The following is a 17,885-nucleotide window of genomic DNA, read 5'->3' as shown; positions in this document are numbered from 1 at the left end:
ACCTCGGGCCGCCCACGAGCCGCCCGGCGCCCGCCGTCGCCGGGCGCCGGGTTCTCCTTTCCCGGTGCCCGCGTCCCCGCGCCCGCACTCGCGTCCCCCGCCCGCACCACCGCATCCCTGCGCGCCCGCGTCCCTGCGCGCCCGCGTCCCTGCGCGCCCGCGTCCCTGCGCGCCCGCGTCCCTGCGCGCCCGCGTCCCTGCGCCCCCGCGTCCCCCGCACCCCTGTGCCCGCTTCCCCGCACCCCTGTGCCCGCGTCCCCGCGCCCGTGCCCGCACCCCCGCGCCGTGCCCGCGTCCTCCGGTTTCCCGTGTGCCCCGCTTTCCCGGTTCCTGACCCGGCGTTTCCGCCCGGCCCCACGCCTGTCCGGATCCGAAATATTTCGAAATCCCGAGGCACGCCGCGCCGGACAATTTAGGACCGTGACAATGGTGAGAAATACCTTTCCGCCCACCGGTCCGTTGACAGCTCTCTTGACTCGCCTCTACTGGCCGCTTATATTTCCGCAATATTAATAGACTGAATAGAAAGTTTCAGCCCCACGATTCCGATACTTTCTGGCCGACAGCGTGAGGTGACGCCGTCGCCGGCCGAAGGGGTGGCATGAGCGAACAGGCGGTCCACCGGCGACGCCCGCGCCCGCCGGCGCGCGTCCACCGGCCGGCACCGGAGCCGCGGGGATGAGCACGACAGGAACGGTCGGCGTGTCGTCCGGCACCCGGGACGTCCACGAGGCGAGACCCGCCCCCGGCGCAGGGAGGCGCCCTTCCGGCCGCACCTGGCGCCAGGCGCTGCGCCGCGACTGGCAGCTGTACTCGCTGGCGATCCTCCCGCTGCTGTTCTTCGCGGTGTTCCGCTACCTGCCGATGCTCGGCAACGTGATCGCCTTCCGGAAGTTCGAGCCCGGCGGCAGCGTGCTGGGCGAGGAGTGGGTGGGCCTGCGCTACGTGCGGATGTTCCTCAACGACCCGACGTTCTGGCAGGTGTTCACCAACACGCTCGTGCTGGGCGCGCTGACCCTGCTGTTCTGCTTCCCCATGCCGATCGTGCTCGCGCTGCTGATCAACGAGGTCCGCCACCGGCGCCTCAGGCGGATCGTCCAGTCGGTGTCCTACCTGCCGCACTTCCTGTCGATCGTGGTCGTGGCAGGTCTCGTCATCGAGCTGCTGTCGGCCGACGGGCCGGTGAACCAGATCATGCGGGTGGCGGGCGGCGATCCCGTCTCGTTCCTGCAGCAGCCGGAGTGGTTCCGTACGATCTACGTCTCCTCGGAGATGTGGCAGACCGTCGGGTGGGGGACGATCCTCTATCTCGCCGCGCTCACCACCATCGACGACCAGCTGTACGAGGCGGCCAGGATCGACGGCGCGGGCCGGTGGCGGCAGACCTGGCACGTGACCCTCCCCGGCATCCGGCCGACCGCGGTCACCCTGCTGATCCTGAACATCGGCGCGTTCATGGCGGTCGGGTTCGAGAAGGTCCTGCTGCTCTACAACCCGCTGACGTACCCCACGGCGGACGTGATCTCCACGTACCTGTACCGGATGGGCGTGGTGTCCAACAACTTCAGCTACGCCACGGCGATCGGCCTGTTCGAGGCGCTGATCGGGCTGGCCCTGGTGCTGTCGGCGAACCTGATCTCCCGGCGCACGGTGGGGACGAGCCTGTGGTGAGCGCGGACAGGACCCGGGGCCACCGCGTGTTCCAGGCGGTCAACGCGGTCGTGCTCACCGGCGTCGTGATCGTGACCCTGTACCCCTTCGTCAACGTCGTCGCCCGCTCGCTGAGCGACGAGAACGCCATCCGCTCGGGCCAGGTCAACCTCATCCCGCGCGGGTTCACCCTGTCGACGTACGAGTACGTCATCTCCGACCCGACGTTCTGGACGAACTACCGCAACACAGTGGTCTACACGGTCGTCGCCACGGCGATCGCGATGTTCATGACCACCTGTTACGCCTACGTGCTGTCCAAGAGGCATCTCAAGGGCCGCACGTTCCTGATCGGGATCGCCGTCTTCACCATGTTCTTCTCCGGCGGCATCATCCCCAACTACGTCCTGATCACCAGCCTCGGGCTGAAGGACAGCATCTGGGCGATCGTCCTGCCGAACGCCGTCAGCGTCTTCAACCTCCTGGTCATGAAGGCGTTCTTCGAGGGGCTGCCGGTCGAGTTGGAGGAGGCCGCCGCGATCGACGGCATGAGCACCTACGGCATCCTGCTGCGGATCGTGCTGCCTTTGTCGAAGGCGGTGATCGCCACGATGGTGCTCTTCTACGCCGTCGCGTTCTGGAACTCGTGGTTCGCCGCGTTCCTCTACATGAGCCAGTCCGATCTCTTCCCGGTGACCGTCTTCCTGCGAAACCTGATCGCCGGCGCCACCGGCGCGTCGTCCGTCGGCGCCGACGCGATGAACCTGACGGTGGCCGCCAACATCAAGGCGGTGACGACGGTGCTCACCATCCTCCCCATTCTGGGGATCTACCCCTTCGTCCAGCGCTACTTCGTCACCGGCGTCACGCTCGGCGCGGTCAAGGGATAGCCCGGCCGCCCCCACCCACCCCGTTCCCGAAGAGGAGTGCCATGTACCAGATGAACCGGCGTCAGGCGATGGTCGCGATGGGCACCTTCGCCGTGCTCGCCGGCTGCGGCGGTGACGACTCCAAGAAGCCGGCCGACGACCTCTCGGCGAACCGGGACGGCGCGATGCCCGGCTACGGCCCCGGCACCCCGTTCAAGGCCGCCGCGCCGATCTCGTTCACCGTGCTCTACAACAACCACCCGTTCTACCCGATCAAGAACGACTGGTTGTTCTGGTCGGAACTCGGCAAGCGGACCAACGTGACGTTCCAGCCGAGCGTGGTGCCGCTCAGCGACTACGAGAACAAGCGCAGCCTGGTGATCGGCGCCGGTGACGCCCCGCTCATCATCCCGAAGACCTATCCCGCCCAGGAGACCCCCTTCGTCGCCTCCGGCGCCATCCTGCCGGTCAGCGACTACCTCGACCTGATGCCGAACTTCAAGGAGAAGGTCGCCAAGTGGAACCTCCAGGCCGACCTGGACACGCTCCGGCAGTCGGACGGCCGCTTCTACCTCCTGCCCGGCCTCCACCAGGACCACTGGGTGGACTACTCTCTGGCGGTCCGCGCGGACATCCTCGAGGAGCTCGGGCTGGAGATCCCCGGGACCTGGGAGGACCTGCGCACCGTGCTGAAGGCGATGAAGGAGAAGTACCCCGGCTCCTATCCCTTCTCCGACCGCTGGGGAACCCTCACACCCGGCGCCAACCTGCTGAACATCATCGGCATCTCCTACGGCGCCCCCGGCGGCTGGGGGTACGCGGAAGGGGTGGTGTGGGACCCCACCGCCCAGAAGTTCGCCTTCACCGGCGCCATGGAGCAGTACCGGCAGATGCTGGAGTATCTCCACACGCTGGTGAAGGAGAAGCTGCTCGACCCGGAGAGCTTCACCCAGACCGACGACCTGGCGATCCAGAAACTGGTGTCCGGCAAGTCCTTCGTGATCGGCACGAACGCGCAGACGCTGGTCAACGAGTACCGCCCGCCGCTGAGGAAGGCCAACCCCGACGCCAGGCTCGTCAAGATCCCCCTGCCCGTCGGGCCGCTCGGGCCGATCAAGTACGGGGCGGGCAACACCCGCCTGGAGAACGGCGTCATGATCTCCAAGAAGGCCCGCGACAGCAAGAACTTCGTCGCCATGATGCAGTTCGTCGACTGGCTCTGGTACTCCGACGCGGGCCAGGCGTTCGCCAAGTGGGGCGTCGAGGGGGTCACCCACACCAAGGACGCGTCCGGGAAGTACAAGCTCGCCCCCGATGTCGACTTCGTCGGGCTCAACCCCAAGGCGCCCAAGCACCTGCAGAAGGACTTCGGCTTCTCCAACGGCGTCTTCGCCTACGGCGGGGCCACCGAACTCCTCCAGTCGACCTTCTCCGACGAGGAGGTGGCCTTCCAGAAGGAGATGAACTCCAGGAAGCCCCTGCCGGTGCCGCCCCCGCACCCGCTCACCGACGAGGAGCGCGAGCAGGTCACGCTGTGGCAGACGCCGCTGAAGGACCACGTCACCCAGAACACGCTCAAGTTCGTCCTCGGCAAGCGCGACTTCGGCGAGTGGGGCGCCTACGTCAAGGAACTGGAGGCGAACAACATGCTCTCCTTCGTCGACATGGTGAACGGCGCCCACGAGCGTTTCAAGCAGAAGCACGGTTGACGTGGAGTTCCCCCGATGACCGGCACGACGGCCGGGCCCCGCTTCGGCGCGGGCCCCCTCGCGCGCGCCTGCGCGCTCGTCTACACCCTGCTCGTGGTCGAGCTGCTGTTCCTGCTCACCACCGCGCCGGGCCTGGCCGGGCTCGTGCTGCTCGGCCGGGAGGCCGGCAACATCGCGCCTGCCGCGTGCTGCCTGATCCCCGTCGGCCCGGCGCTCTCGGCCGCGCTGTACGCGCTGCGCCACCGCCGCCTGGACCTCACCGACCTGCACCCCGGGGCGGCCTTTTGGCGCGGCTACCTGGCCAACCTCCGAGGGGTGCTGAAGCTCTGGATCCCGTGGCTGCTGTGGATGGCCGTCATCGGGTCGAACCTGGCCACCGGCGGGGCCCGGGGATGGTGGGCCGCGCCGTCGGTCCTCATCGCCGTGGCGGCGACGCTCTGGATCGCCAACGCGCTGGTGATCACCTCCCTGTTCGCGTTCCGCGCGCGGGACGTCGCCCGCCTGGCCGCGTACTTCCTCACCCGTTCCCCCCGGGCCTCGCTGGGCAACGCCGGCCTGCTGGTCCTTGCGGCGGGGCTCACGCTGGTCGCCTCCGAGGCGCTGCCGGTGCTGCTGGCCTCGGTGTTCGCGTCGGCGCTCCTGCTGAACAGCCGCCCGATGGCCGCCGAGGTGCGGGAGAGGTTCACGGCCGGCGCGGCGACGCCGACACGGGAGCCCACATGAAGAACACGGCGAACACGGCGAACACGACGAACACGCGGATGGGCGGCCTCGGGAAACGCCTCGGCGGCCTGGCGTCTGGCGGGAGGACGCGCGGCTCATGAGGCGGCGGTGGCTCGGAACCGCTTCGGCGACGTCCCCGCCCACGTCGAGCGCGCGGTACGCGAGGACGCGGGGCACGAGTGTCTCTTCCCGCTCGACCACGACGCCGGGCGCACCGCGGGCTTTTCCCGCCGGGCGCCTCGCGCTTTGCCCAACGGGGCGTGTGTCCTCTACCTGCTTGTTACCGGCGGCCTCCTAGCGTCCTGATCATGACGATGAGAGTCCTTCTCGCATCCCTGGCGGCCGGGGCAGTGACCCTGCCGGTACCGGCCGGAGCACCGGCCGCGGCCGTCGAGGACCTGACGATCCGTTCGGTGACCCTGCGCCCCGCGAGCCCCGTGGTCGGGCCCGCCGACTCCGTACGCATGGTGATAGAGGTGGTGGCCCGGGGCGTCACCGTCCCCGGAGGGGTGAGGATCAGGGTCGAGCCCGGCGCGCCTCCCGCCTCGGGCACGTCCTTCCCCGTCACCGCGCCGCGCCGCGAGGCGCCCGCCCAGCCGAAGCCCGGACGGGGACCGGCCCTCGCCCCCGGCCCGGCACCCGGCCCGATCGTGGCCGCCCGCCTCGCTCACGGCACGGCCGGGACGGCGGAGGCAAGGATCGTCTCCCTGCCCGGGGAGGGCTGGGTGACCTGGCGGTTCGCCCCGGAGAGGAGCCTGAGCCGCTGGTACCCGGCGGGACCCTGGACGGTCTCGGTGACCGCCAAGGGCGCGGACGGCGCCGAGGTCACCGGGCACACGGGCTTCCTGCTGAAGCGCCTGACCAGGTTCGGCGGCGTGGAGGCGGTCAGGGGCGGCTCGGGCGTGCGGGTGACGGGCGTGCTGAACAGGGTCGATCCGCAGGGGGACCTCGACTACGCGCCCTTCGCCGGCCAGCCCGTCGAGATCCTGCACCGGCCGGGGGAGAAGGCCGGGTGGACGAAGGTGGCCGGGGCCACGACCGACTCCCACGGCCGTTTCGCCCGGACCGTGGGCGACCGCACGGGCGGCGAGTGGCGGATCCGCTTCCAGGGCACGAACCACTACGCCCCCAGGCTGGGCATCGTCCACCAGGTCTCGCGCTAGACGCGCCGCCCGCGGACGCCGGTGACCGCGACCCCCCGGGAGCACGGCCCGGCCGGAGACGACCGGAGCCGGGAACGCCTGAGCCTGCCCCGGAGGCCCGTTCCCGGCCGGGAACGGGCCTCCGGGGCAGGCCGGAAGGAGCACGGACCGGCGGCCGGGGACACTTCCTGGCAGGGAACGGGCCTCCGGGTCAGGCCAGGGCGTGCACCGCCGCGCCGAACAGGGCGGGCATCCGCCGGGCGGCCGGGACGATCAGCCGCCCCGCCGTCCGGTACCGCCGGGTGCCCACCAGCGCGCCGGTGAGCAGCCGGTGCCGCCGGGACAGCCGCAGCCAGGCGGCCTCGTACGACCCGGGGGTACCGGCCCGCAGGCAGTCGACCAGCAGCCGCGCGGACGTCAGCGCGAGCGACACCCCCTCCCCGGTGAGCGCGTCGACGTAGCCGGCCGCGTCGCCGACCAGCAGCACCCGCCCGGCCACCCGGGCGCGCACCCGCTGGCGCAGCGGCCCCGCCCCGCGCACCGGGGTCGCCGCAGGGCCCTCCAGCCGTTCCAGGAGCGCGGGGAAGTCCGCCAGGTGCTCCGGGTAGCCGCGCCGCCGCGAGCTCAGCACGGCGACGCCCACCAGGTTCTCGCCCACCGGCGTCACGTACGCCTCGCCGTCCGCGGCCCAGTGCACCTCGACGAAGTCCGTCCACGGCGCGACCGGGTAGTGCCGCCGCAGCCCGTACCTGCGCGGCCCGCGCCCCGGCAGCTCCAGCCCGAGCAGGGCGCGCAGCGGGGAGTGCAGGCCGTCCGCGGCCACCAGCCAGCGGGCCCGCAGGCCCGCCGCCTCGACCCCGCGGCCGTCCTGCCGCACCCCGTCCACCTTGCCGGGTACGACCTGCACGCCCAGCTCCCGCGCCCGCCGGGCCAGCGCGGCGTGCAGCGCGGTCCGCCGCACCCCCAGGCCCGACCCGTCGCGGAACGCCGCCTCCACGGCGTACCGGCGGTCCAGGTAGCGGATGCCGCGCAGCGGCCTGCCCTCCACCCGCACCCCCAGCGACCCCAGGGCGGCGGTCCCGCTGGGCATCAGCCCCTCGCCGCACGCCTTGTCCACCGGTACGGCCCTGGGTTCGACGACGACGGCCTCCATCCCGGCCAGGGCGGCGTGGATGGCGGTGGCCAGTCCCGCCGGGCCCCCGCCCGCGATCAGAACGTCGATCACGCCGACGCCCCGCCGGTGGACGGCGGTGGCCCGTCGGCGGGCGGCGCGGTGACGGGCGGCGCGGAGGCGGGCGGAGCCGTGGCGAGCGAGGCCAGGGCGTCCTCCTCGCAGCGGATCCGCACCACCATCAGCACGGCGTTGAGCACGGTGAACACCAGCGCGGTGACCCACGCGGTGTGCACCAGGGGCAGCGCCACCCCCTCGACGGCCACCGCGACGTAGTTGGGGTGGCGCAGCCAGCGCAGCCGGTAGGGGCCGCGCTCCACCAGCGGCAGGCCCGGCACGACGATGACCTGGGTGTTCCACTGCGGGCCCAGCGCGGTGATGCACCACCAGCGCAGTCCCTGCGCGGCGACCGCCAGCGCGAGCATCGGCCAGCCGAGCGCGGGCACGAAGGGCCGGTCGGCCAGGCCCGCCTCGGCCAGGCACCCGGCCAGCAGGCCGGTGTGCAGGAGGACCATCCACGGGTAGTGGCCCTGCCCGGACAGCACCCCGCCGCGTGCCATGCTCCAGCGCGCGTTGCGGCGCGCGACGACCAGCTCGGCGACACGCTCCAGGCCGACGAGCAGCACGAGGAGCAGGTACCAGGACGACAGATGCCAGGACATCGGGCTCCTACCAGCGCAGCAGTACGAGTTCGGAGCAGAAGCCCGGCCCCATCGCGAGGAGGAGTCCCGGCGTGCCCGGCGGTGGTGGCCGCAGGGCGAGCGTATCCCGCAGGACGTGCAGGACGGAGGACGAGGACAGGTTCCCGATCGCCGCGAGCGAGCGCCAGGTGAGGTCCAGCGCGCCCTCGGGAAGCCGCAGCGTCTCCGCCACCGCCTCCAGGACCTTCGGGCCGCCCGGGTGACAGACCCACGCCGTCACGTCCTCGACGCGCAGGCCGTGGTCGCCGAGGAAGCCGTGCACGTCGTCCGCCAGGTAGGTGCGCACCACCTCGGGGACGCTCGCGTCGAGCACCACGCGGAAGCCGGTGTCGCCGACGTGCCAGCCCATCACGTGCTCGGATCCGGGATACAGGTGGCTGCGCGAGGCCACCACCGTCGGCCCCGTCATCGCGGCGGGCGGCTCGGGGATCCCGTACGCCTCCGCCCGCTCGGGAAGCGGCCGGTGCGTCACGGGAGCGCCGGTCGCGGGGGAGGACCTCGCGAATCCCGAAGACGCGGAGGACGGTGAAGCCGAGGAAGGAGAGGAAGCCGAAGCAGGCGCGGAGGGGCCGGGGAGGGGGAGCCGGTGTCGCGTCGCGGGCGCGCCGTTCGGCGGGGAGGACCCGGCGGGTCCCGCGGTCGGCGCCGTCGGCGCCGTCGCGAACGCGCCGCTCGCCCCGGTGGCACGGAAAGCCCCGGAGGCCCCGGAGGCCCCGGAGGCCCCGGAGGCCCCGGAGGCCCCGGAGGCCCCGGAGGCCCCGGAGGCCCCGGAGGCCCCGGAGGCCCCGGAGGCCCCGGAGGCCCCGGAGGCCTCAGAGGAGCCGGGGGAGCCGGTACGCCGGGGCCGCCACTCGTCGCCGCAGGCCACCACCGCCGTCGCCCCGTCGCCGAACAGGGCGCTCGCGACCATGTTGGCGACGGAGGCGTCACCGCGCTGCAGGGTGAGGGAGCACAGCTCGACCGAGAGCAGCACCGCCAAATGGTCCGGCCAGCCGCGCAGGTAGTCGTGGAGGCGGGCGATCCCGGCCGCTCCCGCGACACAGCCCAGTCCGAAGACCGGTATCCGCTTGACGTCCGGGCGCAGCCCGAGCCGCCCGGCCAGCCTGGCGTCCACCGAGGGCGCCGCGACACCGGTCACCGAGGTGAAGAGAATCATGTCCACGTCCTCGGGAAGAACCCCCGCGTCCTCCAGCGCCCCGCCCACCGCCTCGACGCCCAGCTCCACGGCCGTCTCCACGAAGGCGTCGTTGGCCGCGCCGAAGCCGTCCAGCTTGGCGTACCGTTCGAGCGGCAGCGTCAGGTGCCGTGACTCGACCCGCGCGGAGGCGTGCAGCCTGTCGAGCAGCCCGCGGCTGGCCCCTTCGGGAAGGCACGCTCGCGCGAACGCTTCGGTGATCTCTGCCTGGGAGTGGTGGTTCGGCGGGAGTGCGCCGCGGACAGCGACGATTCGCGTCATCTATTAACCCCCGGCTCGCAAACAGCGGACACCTCCCTTTTGCCCATCTGCGTGTGTGGCATGCGTCACGAAGTCCTCCGTGCCCGCCTCCCACGGCATTCCGGTCCACGGGGAGGTCGCGCCCGACCTCTTCAAGCCCGGGAGAAAGTCGTCCCCGCCTCCGCGACGCGAGCGGCCGCAGAGCCGAGGAACCGTAAGGGAGGAAACCGTGAAGCAGAGAACCGTGAAGCGGATGACCGGAGAGCGGGCGACCGGCGATCGAGGGCCGCGTTCCGGTCCGCGGGGTGCCCGCGCCCGGCGGGGTTCCCGCCTACGATCGACCTGTGACGACGAGTCGGCCATCGCGCCTGGGCCCCGAGCCGTCGTTCCGGGCCCTGCGGGGGCTGCTGCTGGCCTGTCACCCGGGGCCGACCGTGGCGGTCACCGCCCTGGTGACCGCGCTGGCCGTCGCGAGCGGGCGCGACGCGGCCGGGTGCGCCCTGGTGGCCGCCGCGGTGCTGACGGGGCAGCTATCGGTCGGCTGGTGCAACGACGCGGTGGACGCCGCGCGCGACGCCGCCGCGGGACGCGCCGCCAAGCCCGTCGCCTCCGGCGCGGTGGGCGTCCGTACGGTGTGGGCCGCCGCGCTCGCGGCCCTGGCGTTGTGCGTGCCGCTCTCCCTGGCCTCCGGTCCCGCCGCCGGTGCCGTCCACCTGGCCGGCGTCGCCGCGGCGTGGGCCTACGACCTCGGGATCAAGGCGACCGCGCTGTCCTGGCTGCCGTACGCGGTGGGGTTCGGCTCGCTGCCGGGGTTCGTGACCCTGGGCCTGCCGGGACACCCGTGGCCCGCCTGGTGGGCGGTGACGGCCGCCGCGCTGCTCGGCTGCGGGGCGCATCTGGCGAACGTGCTTCCCGACATCCCCGCGGACCTCGCGGGCGGGGTCCGCGGCTGGCCGCAGCGGCTCGGCACCGCCCGCGTCCGCGTCCTGATCCCGCTGCCGCTGCTGGCCGCGACGGCCCTGCTCGTCTTCGGCCCCCCGGAGCCGCCGGGCGCGGGAGGCTGGATCGCGCTGGCGGCGGCGGGGGCGTTCACCGCCGGAGGGCTGGCACTGGGCCGGGGCTCGTCGCGCGTCCCCTTCGCCATGGCGATCGCCGTCGCCGCGGTCGACGTCGTCCTGCTCCTCGCCCGCGGCACCGCCATCACCGCCCTGTGACCCCCGCTCCCGTCCGGCCACCGATCCACGCCCCGGCGGCTCACCTCCGACCGGCTCGCGCTCCGCCCCGCTCCCGCCCCGCTCCTGTCCGGCCTCGACCGGCTCGCCGGCCGGTGCGGACGCCCGTGTCTCAGCGAGAGGCCGACGGCACCGCGGACACCCGGTCGTCCCAGGAGATCCGGTAGTCGTGTATCCAGGCCAGCGCGTCCCTCCTGTCCACCTGCCGCATGACGACGGGAAGCATGAGGTCGCGGAGGAAGGCTCCGACGGCTCCCGGCGCCTTGCCGCTCCCGCTGCGCCTGCCGTGCGCCACGACCCGCTCCACCCGGTCGCGCCGCAGCCTCTCGAAGGCGGCGAACGCGTCCGAGGTGCCGGGGACGTCACGCAGGCACTTGGCCAGCACCACCGCGTCCTCGATCGCCATGGAGGCCCCCTGGCCCGACGAGGGGGAGGTCGCGTGCGCGGCGTCGCCCAGGATCACCATGCGCTCGTTGGACCACTTCGGCACGGTCGGGAAGTCGTAGGTGTTCCATCCGGCGGGAATGTCGCCGGTCGCGCGGATGATGTCGAGCATCGGCCCGGTGTCGTCCCCGAACAGCTCCATCAGCGTGGCGCGCCATTCCTCCGAGGTGACCGCCGCGAGCTCCTCCGGAGCCGGCTCCTTCGGGCTCGGCGGGTTGGCGAACCACCACACCTGCCCGTCCGGATGGACCAGGTAGCCGAAGAAGGCCCGCTTCCCGAAGACGAAGTGGTACGTCCCCGGCTCGCCCGGCACCTTCACACCGTCCGCGAAACCACCGGTGTTCAGCAGCCCGACGTGCCGGGCGCGGGGCGCGCCGGGGTCGATGATCGTGCGCGTGCGCGAGTGGAGCCCGTCGGCGCCGACCAGCAGATCACCCTCGGCCGTGCCGCCGCCGGCGAAGACCGCGCGTACCCCGTCCGCGGTGATCGAGGCGTCGGTGAGGCGCCTGCCGTAGTGGATCCGCACCCCGCGCCGCACGGCCTCGTCGCGCAGCGCCAGGTAGAGGTCGGCGCGCCTCAGCGTCCGGCTGGGCTGACGGGTGGAGGCGAGCGCCCTGCCCCGGCCGTTGAGCATCAGCATCACCGAGGAGTCCATGCCCAGGTCGTGGACGAGGTCGTGCAGGCCGAGGGGGCGCAGGGCCTCGATCCCGTTGACCGCGAGCGTGAGGAAGACACCCACGCCCTCCGAACCGCGGTCGTACGCCTCGAAGACCTCGCAGTCCACGCCCGCGTGCCGCAGGGCCATGGCCGTCACCGGACCGGCGATGCCCCCGCCGATGATCAGCGCTTTTTTAGTCATAAGATGACTATACATAGAATGACTAACAAATGGCGGGCCCTACGATGTTCGCCATGTCTACGAGGCGATCTCCTCTGGCCATGGCGTTGCTCTCGCTGGTCGCCGAGGCGCCGATGCACGCGTACCGGATGCAGCGGCTGATCGAGGAGCGGCACAAGGACGACGTGGTCAACGTCGCGCAGCGCAACAGCGTGTACCAGACCATCGAGCGGCTGCTGCGCGACGGGCTCATCGCGGTCCGCGAGACCTCGCGCGAGGAGAACCGCCCGGAGCGGACCGTCTACGAACCCACCGAGGCGGGCCGCGAGACGCTGCGGCAGTGGATGCGGACGATGCTCTCCGCGCGGGCCCGCGAGTTCCCCGAGTTCCCCGCCGCGCTCGCCTTCATGCCCGTCCTGCCGCCCGGCGAGGTCCGTGCCGCGCTGGAGGAGCGCCTCGCCTCGCTGGAGGCGCGGCTGGCGGAGCTGGACACCGACCTGACCGAGGGCGGGAGGTTCCTGCCCCGCGTCTTCCTGGTGGAGTCGGAGTACCAGCGGGCCGTGCTCGGGGCCGAACTCGACTACGTCCGCGGCCTCGCCGGAGACCTGCGCACGGGCCTGCTCGACTGGGACTACCGCGTCTGACGTCCGCCGTCGCGCTGTCCACAACAGGTCATCCCGTTGCCACCAGGGAAAGGCGGTGAAAGTGTCATATTTCCCCCGGCACACGTAATTGGGAGATCACCATGAGTCACACCACCCACGCGACCCCCAAGCAGACGCGGATGGAGGCCGTGCAGGCGGCGATCGCCAAGACGAAGATGACCACGGCCAAGCTGTGGAATCCCTGGCCGCAGCTGCTGGACGAGGACGTCGTCATCAAGCAGCTGAAGATCGCGGCCGGTGGTGGGAACGTTCCAGAGATCATTCCCGACGGCCAGCAGTTCTCCGACCTCAAGACCGTGCGCCTGCCGGCGATCGGCAGGGAGGCGGGGCTCGACGGGCCGGTGACCCAGTCCACGTTCGCCGAGGCCCGCGAGAAGATCAAGGGCAAGTACGTCGCGACCGGGCGGGCCAACTACCGCGGCCTCGCCAGCGCCAACTGCACGCTCTTCGCCTGCTGCGTCATCGGGATGCTCGCCGACCAGCCCAAGCTGCTCGGCTCGGGCGTCAAGGTGGAGCTGGTCAACTTCCGCGACACCACCGGGGGAGCGGGGCACGCCTACGTCGTCGTGGGGCGCGAGGAGGGCGACGTGGGAGACATCAAGACCTACGGTCCCGACTGCTTCTTCGTCGACCAGTGGTACGCCCGCCACAAGAGCGGCACACCGGGTGTCCAGGGGGTCAAGGACGCCGTCCCGGGCGAGTCCCCCAACCCCTTCTGGGACCTCGATTTCTACGCCTTCATGAGCGACGAGACCTCTCCCGTCGTGAAGCTCACCTTCACCAGCGACGAGCTGTCCAAGCTCGGGCTCTGAGTTTCCCGGGGTCCTCCCGGGCGCGTCCCGCCGTCCCCGTCACCGGTCGAGGCCGGCGGGCGCGGCCGTCCGGTCCCTCGCCGGGCCACCCGGTGTCCCGTGTGCGGCCGTGACCCGATGATTATCGAGTTGCGGGACGGCCGGCCTTTCTGGCCTTATTGATCACGTTCGGGATGTGGCAGGGAGGAGGCGATGTGGGGATGTCGTACAACGAGGTGGTGGGCGGGCGTGCGCCGATCCGCATGTGGGCCGACCCGGCCGAGGTCGAGCCGAACGTGATGCAGCAGCTGCGCAATGTGGCGAACCTGCCGTGGGTGCAGGGAGTCGCGGTGATGCCGGACGTGCATCACGGGATGGGCGCGACGGTGGGGTCGGTCATCGCGATGCGCGACGCGGTCTCGCCCGCGGCGGTCGGGGTCGACATCGGGTGCGGGATGACCGCGGTGAAGACCTCGTTCAGGGTGGAGAACCTTCCCGACAACCTGCCGTACCTGCGCTCGAAGCTGGAGCAGGCGATCCCCGTCGGGTTCGGGCACCACAAGCGGCCGGTCGACCCCACCAAGCTGCACGGGCTCAAGACCGCCGACTGGGCGGGGTTCTGGAAGGACTTCGACACGCTGGCCCCGGCGGTGCGCCCGAGGCGGGAGCGCGCCGAGGTGCAGATGGGCACCCTGGGCGGGGGCAACCACTTCCTGGAGGTGTGCGCCGACGACGAGGGCACGGTCTGGGTGGTGCTGCACTCCGGGTCGCGCAACATCGGCAAGGAGCTGGCCGAGCACCACATCGGCCAGGCCCAGCACCTGCCGCACAACCAGGACCTGCCCGACCGTAACCTGGCGGTGTTCGTCGGGGGCACCCCGCAGATGGACGCCTACCGGCGTGACCTGTTCTGGGCGCAGGACTACGCGCGGCGCAACCGGGCGGTCATGATGGCCCTGGTCTGCGACGTGCTCCGGCGCCACCTGGCGGGCATCACCTTCGAGCGGCCGATCTCCTGCCACCACAACTACGTGGCGGAGGAGCGCTATGACGGCGTGGACGTGCTCGTCACCCGCAAGGGCGCGATCCGGGCGGGGTCCGGCGAGTTCGGGATCATCCCCGGGTCGATGGCGACCGGCACCTACATCGTGAAGGGCCTGGGCAACACGGCCGCGTTCAACTCGGCCTCGCACGGCGCGGGGCGCCGGATGAGCCGGAGCAAGGCGAAGAAGACCTTCACCCTGGCCGACCTCGAGGAGCAGACCGCCGGTGTCGAGTGCCGCAAGGACACCGGGGTGATCGACGAGATCCCCGGCGCGTACAAGGACATCCGGTCGGTCATGGCGGCGCAGGCCGACCTGGTCGAGGTCGTCGCCCACCTGCGGCAACTGGTCTGCGTCAAGGGCTGACGGCAGGAATCGGGGCGTGCGACGACATCTCCCCAGGAATCAACCATCTCGTGGTGATGTTGAAACAGTGAGGCCTGTCTAGGGCCGGGCGGGGGGCTGGCCGTAGGCTGGCCCCCTGTTCCAACAGGTGATCAATTGGGAGGTGGCGTCCCGTGCTGCAGGACTCGTTCGGTCGCGTGGCGACTGATCTGCGGGTGTCCCTCACAGATCGCTGCAACCTGCGCTGCTCCTACTGCATGCCACCGGAAGGCCTCGAATGGCTGCCGAAACCCGAGCTGCTGACCGCCGACGAGATCGTCAGGCTGGTCACCGTCGGGGTGGAGCGGCTCGGCATCACCGAGGTCCGCTACACCGGCGGTGAGCCCCTGCTCCGCCGCGAGCTGGTCGACATCGTGACCCGTACCACCGCGCTCGACCCCGTCCCGCAGGTCTCGCTGACCACCAACGGGATCGGGCTGAGCCGGATGGCCGCCTCCCTGGCCGCCGCGGGCCTGCACCGGGTCAACGTCTCCCTCGACACCCTCGATCGCGAGACCTTCAAGAGGCTCGCCCACCGCGACCGCCTGGCCGACGTCCTCGAAGGGCTGGAGGCGGCCGACGCCGCGGGACTGCGCCCGGTCAAGGTCAACGCGGTGCTGATGCGCGGGATCAACGACCACGAGGCCGTGCCGCTGCTCCGCTACTGCCTGGAACGGGGCTACGAGCTCCGGTTCATCGAGCAGATGCCGCTGGACGCCCAGCACGGCTGGCGCCGGGAGAACATGATCACGGCTGACGAGATCCTCGCCATGCTCAAGGCCGACTTCGACCTGGTCGACGCCGACGCGGCGGAGCGCGGCAGCGCCCCGGCCGAGCTGTTCCTCGTCGAGGGCGGTCCGGCCAGGGTGGGGGTCATCGGCTCGGTCACCCGGCCGTTCTGCGGCGCGTGCGACCGGGTACGGCTCACCGCCGACGGCCAGATCCGCAACTGCCTGTTCGCCACCGACGAGTCCGACCTGAGGGCCGCGATGCGCGCGGGTGCCGACGACGACGAGATCGCCGAGCGCTGGCGGTCCGCGGTCCGGATCAAGAAGGCCGGTCACGGCATCGACGACCCGACCTTCCTGCAGCCGTCCCGCCCGATGTCCGCCATCGGCGGCTGACGTCCCCGCCCGGAGTCCCGGAGACACGGAGGTGCGCGATGATCGTCCGCCACGACGCCTGCATCCTGGCGGGCGGTCTCGCGCGAAGGCTCGGCGGGCGCGACAAGCCCGGCCTGCACGTCTCCGGCCGCCCGCTGGTCGAGTCGGTGGCCGCCGCCGTGCCCGGCGCGACGCGGCTGATCGTCGTCGGGCCGTCCCGCCCCGGGCTGTCGCGCGCGATCTTCCGTCGTGAGGACCCGCCCGGGGGCGGGCCCGTCCCGGCGCTGCGGGCGGGCCTGGCCGAGGTGACCGCGCCGTGGGTGGCACTGCTCGCCGCCGATCTCCCGTTCCTGACCGCCGAGCACGTGGACGCGCTGCTGGCCGCCGCGGGGGCGGGGGAGGGGCGGGACACGACGCCGTGCACCCGGGCGGGGGAGGGGCGGGACACGACGTCGTGCACCGGGGCGGGGGAGGGGCGGAAGACGGCGCCGTACGCGGGAACAGGGCCGCCTCCGGGCGGGGCCGGGACGCGTGCGGGGGAGGGGGGCGGGCCCAGGGCCGGAGCGGTGCTCCTCGATGACGGCGGGCGCGAGCAGTGGCTCGCCGGGGTGTGGCACGCGGAGAGCCTGACGCGGGCGCTCGCCCGCTACGAGGGGCGGTCGCTGCACGGACTGCTGGCCCCGCTCGACCCGGTCACGCTTCATCTCACCGGGCGGCCGTGGTTCGATTGCGACACCATGGACGATCTACAGCGGGCCCGGACGGTGGAGCCGGGCTCCGAGGGCGGAGGCGTGGGTTCCGGCGAGGGTCGCGAGAGCGGCGACGGCACGGAACGGGCGCGGCCGCGGACAAGGAGCGAGAGATGAACGTGCTGGCGGAGTGGACCGCGCTGGTCTGCCGGGAGCTGGGTGTCGATCCCGCGCTGGTGGATCGCGACGAGGTGCTGGACCTGACCAAGGAGGTCGCGCACGGGGTGGCCCGGCCGGCCGCGCCGCTCACGGCCTATCTGCTCGGCCTGGCCCAGGGGGCGGGCACGGCGCCGCCGGACGTCGTGGAGAGGCTGACCGCGCTGGCGCGCAACTGGGAGCAGGCGACGACCGAGACACTGGGCGACAAATAATGCCAAAGGCAAAACGTTTTATTGTGAAAGTCTGAGAAAAGGGCGACGCCGGGTGGTTACGGGGGCAAACCACCCGGCGTCGCTTCATCGGCGTTCCGACGGGGGCCCGGAACGCCGGCAACAGTGCCCCGACGGGGGACCAGGGCACTTGGCTAAAGCGTACACCTACTACCCTTGGGGTGCGTCAAGACTTAGTCACGACCCGATCTCGCGTCGGTGGCGTGGAATCTCACTTTGTCCAGAATCTTCCACGTCAGGGGCACGCGGAACTCCGCGCGGCGGCGCGTTGGCCCCGATCACGGCAAGGTATGGTAAAAAGATCGCCCCGGCGAAGAGTAGCAGCCGCACGGGCATCGGAGCGGGCACCGTGAACGCGAGGACCAGGCAGATCAGCCGGATCCCCATCTTGATGAAGTAACTCTTCTCGCGCTTGCCTATGTCGGCGCTCAGCGAGGGCTGGGCATCCGTCACCTGGTGGACTACCGGACGCTTACCCCATACCTTCACAACTCCCAATCTAGGCCTCATATCGGCTGGGTGTGAACGGTCATGTAATCGTGGCTTTCCGGGAAGGAGCAGGAGATGACAGATCGAACGTATCGGGTGACCGAGATAGTCGGCACTTCGGGGGAGAGTATCGAGGCCGCCGTCCGCAACGGGGTCCGCCGCGCCTCCCAGACCCTGCGCCATCTCGACTGGTTCGAGGTGACCGAGATCAGAGGGCACATCGAGGAGGGGGAGATCGGCCACTTCCAGGTCGGCATGAAGATCGGATTCCGCCTGGAGGACGACTGAGTAGCCCTGTGTCAAGCTGCCGCCGATTGATCTTGTTTGAGTAGGGTCTGGAGGGCTCCGTGTTTGGCGG

General features: G+C 71.6%; 18 protein-coding genes. 13 read left to right on the top strand and 5 right to left on the bottom strand.

Features of this window, described 5'->3' with window-relative positions:
- Window positions 1-678 precede the first annotated feature (678 nt).
- The 5 genes from AC5L38_RS35085 (at window position 679) to AC5L38_RS35065 (ending at window position 6,114) form a co-directional block, all read left to right on the top strand.
- On the top strand, window positions 679-1,671 hold the full coding sequence (locus AC5L38_RS35085) for an ABC transporter permease (RefSeq protein WP_495247109.1): 993 nt from the start codon (window positions 679-681) through the stop codon (window positions 1,669-1,671).
- Entirely contained in the window at window positions 1,668-2,540 is an 873-nt protein-coding gene (locus AC5L38_RS35080; RefSeq protein ID WP_495247108.1) for a carbohydrate ABC transporter permease, read from the top strand. Before AC5L38_RS35085 ends, AC5L38_RS35080 begins: the two co-directional genes overlap by 4 nt.
- Window positions 2,541-2,581: 41 nt before the next feature.
- On the top strand, window positions 2,582-4,228 hold the full coding sequence (locus AC5L38_RS35075) for an ABC transporter substrate-binding protein (protein ID WP_495247107.1): 1,647 nt from the start codon (window positions 2,582-2,584) through the stop codon (window positions 4,226-4,228).
- A 15-nt stretch (window positions 4,229-4,243) separates the two neighbouring features.
- Window positions 4,244-4,951, top strand: a complete 708-nt coding sequence (locus tag AC5L38_RS35070; RefSeq protein WP_495247106.1) for a YesL family protein — start codon at window positions 4,244-4,246, stop codon at window positions 4,949-4,951.
- Window positions 4,952-5,259: 308 nt separating this feature from the next.
- The gene (locus AC5L38_RS35065) at window positions 5,260-6,114 is read left to right on the top strand and encodes a hypothetical protein (RefSeq protein ID WP_495247105.1); all 855 of its coding nucleotides are present in this window, start codon (window positions 5,260-5,262) and stop codon (window positions 6,112-6,114) included.
- A gap of 190 nt (window positions 6,115-6,304) precedes the next feature.
- Here the strand turns inward: AC5L38_RS35065 and AC5L38_RS35060 are convergent, their stop codons facing one another.
- Genes AC5L38_RS35060 through AC5L38_RS35050 form a run of 3 tightly spaced genes read right to left on the bottom strand, consistent with a single transcriptional unit; the run spans window position 6,305 to window position 9,421 of the window.
- The gene (locus AC5L38_RS35060) at window positions 6,305-7,318 is read right to left on the bottom strand and encodes an NAD(P)/FAD-dependent oxidoreductase (RefSeq protein WP_495247104.1); all 1,014 of its coding nucleotides are present in this window, start codon (window positions 7,316-7,318) and stop codon (window positions 6,305-6,307) included.
- Window positions 7,315-7,926 (bottom strand): isoprenylcysteine carboxyl methyltransferase family protein, encoded by a 612-nt coding sequence (locus AC5L38_RS35055; RefSeq protein ID WP_495247103.1) that lies wholly within the window; start codon window positions 7,924-7,926, stop codon window positions 7,315-7,317. Before AC5L38_RS35055 ends, AC5L38_RS35060 begins: the two co-directional genes overlap by 4 nt.
- A gap of 7 nt (window positions 7,927-7,933) precedes the next feature.
- Window positions 7,934-9,421: a type III polyketide synthase gene (locus AC5L38_RS35050; protein ID WP_495247102.1), complete on the bottom strand. Its 1,488-nt coding sequence runs from the start codon at window positions 9,419-9,421 to the stop codon at window positions 7,934-7,936.
- Between the two features lie 323 nt (window positions 9,422-9,744).
- Here AC5L38_RS35050 and AC5L38_RS35045 point away from each other — a divergent pair, with 323 nt between their 5' ends.
- Window positions 9,745-10,614, top strand: coding sequence for a UbiA family prenyltransferase (locus tag AC5L38_RS35045; protein ID WP_495247101.1), 870 nt, complete (start codon window positions 9,745-9,747; stop codon window positions 10,612-10,614).
- A 130-nt stretch (window positions 10,615-10,744) separates the two neighbouring features.
- Here AC5L38_RS35045 and AC5L38_RS35040 read toward each other — a convergent pair whose 3' ends face one another.
- Window positions 10,745-11,935: an FAD-dependent oxidoreductase gene (locus tag AC5L38_RS35040; RefSeq protein WP_495247100.1), complete on the bottom strand. Its 1,191-nt coding sequence runs from the start codon at window positions 11,933-11,935 to the stop codon at window positions 10,745-10,747.
- Between the two features lie 53 nt (window positions 11,936-11,988).
- Here AC5L38_RS35040 and AC5L38_RS35035 point away from each other — a divergent pair, with 53 nt between their 5' ends.
- The 6 genes from AC5L38_RS35035 (at window position 11,989) to AC5L38_RS35010 (ending at window position 17,020) form a co-directional block, all read left to right on the top strand.
- Window positions 11,989-12,558 carry a PadR family transcriptional regulator gene (locus AC5L38_RS35035; protein WP_495247099.1) on the top strand — a complete coding sequence of 190 codons (570 nt, stop codon included), beginning with the start codon at window positions 11,989-11,991 and terminating at the stop codon, window positions 12,556-12,558.
- A gap of 101 nt (window positions 12,559-12,659) precedes the next feature.
- Window positions 12,660-13,391: a hypothetical protein gene (locus AC5L38_RS35030; protein WP_495247098.1), complete on the top strand. Its 732-nt coding sequence runs from the start codon at window positions 12,660-12,662 to the stop codon at window positions 13,389-13,391.
- A gap of 200 nt (window positions 13,392-13,591) precedes the next feature.
- Window positions 13,592-14,779 (top strand): RtcB family protein, encoded by a 1,188-nt coding sequence (locus AC5L38_RS35025; protein WP_495247097.1) that lies wholly within the window; start codon window positions 13,592-13,594, stop codon window positions 14,777-14,779.
- A 152-nt stretch (window positions 14,780-14,931) separates the two neighbouring features.
- A complete protein-coding gene (moaA, locus tag AC5L38_RS35020; protein ID WP_495247096.1) occupies window positions 14,932-15,921 on the top strand; it encodes a GTP 3',8-cyclase MoaA in 990 nt (329 codons plus the stop codon).
- A gap of 38 nt (window positions 15,922-15,959) precedes the next feature.
- Window positions 15,960-16,766, top strand: a complete 807-nt coding sequence (mobA, locus tag AC5L38_RS35015) for a molybdenum cofactor guanylyltransferase (RefSeq protein WP_495247095.1) — start codon at window positions 15,960-15,962, stop codon at window positions 16,764-16,766.
- A complete protein-coding gene (locus AC5L38_RS35010) occupies window positions 16,763-17,020 on the top strand; it encodes a DUF6457 domain-containing protein (RefSeq protein ID WP_495247094.1) in 258 nt (85 codons plus the stop codon). The genes mobA and AC5L38_RS35010 overlap by 4 nt, the downstream gene beginning before the upstream one ends.
- A 195-nt stretch (window positions 17,021-17,215) precedes the next feature.
- Here the strand turns inward: AC5L38_RS35010 and AC5L38_RS35005 are convergent, their stop codons facing one another.
- Window positions 17,216-17,491 carry a DUF3099 domain-containing protein gene (locus tag AC5L38_RS35005; protein WP_495247093.1) on the bottom strand — a complete coding sequence of 92 codons (276 nt, stop codon included), beginning with the start codon at window positions 17,489-17,491 and terminating at the stop codon, window positions 17,216-17,218.
- Window positions 17,492-17,602: 111 nt separating this feature from the next.
- Here AC5L38_RS35005 and AC5L38_RS35000 point away from each other — a divergent pair, with 111 nt between their 5' ends.
- Window positions 17,603-17,815 (top strand): dodecin, encoded by a 213-nt coding sequence (locus tag AC5L38_RS35000; protein WP_495247092.1) that lies wholly within the window; start codon window positions 17,603-17,605, stop codon window positions 17,813-17,815.
- The last annotated feature ends 70 nt before the right edge of the window (window positions 17,816-17,885 follow it).

Source organism: Streptosporangium nanhuense, from assembly GCF_059358815.1.
This window is presented reverse-complemented; position numbering and strand designations above follow the sequence as displayed.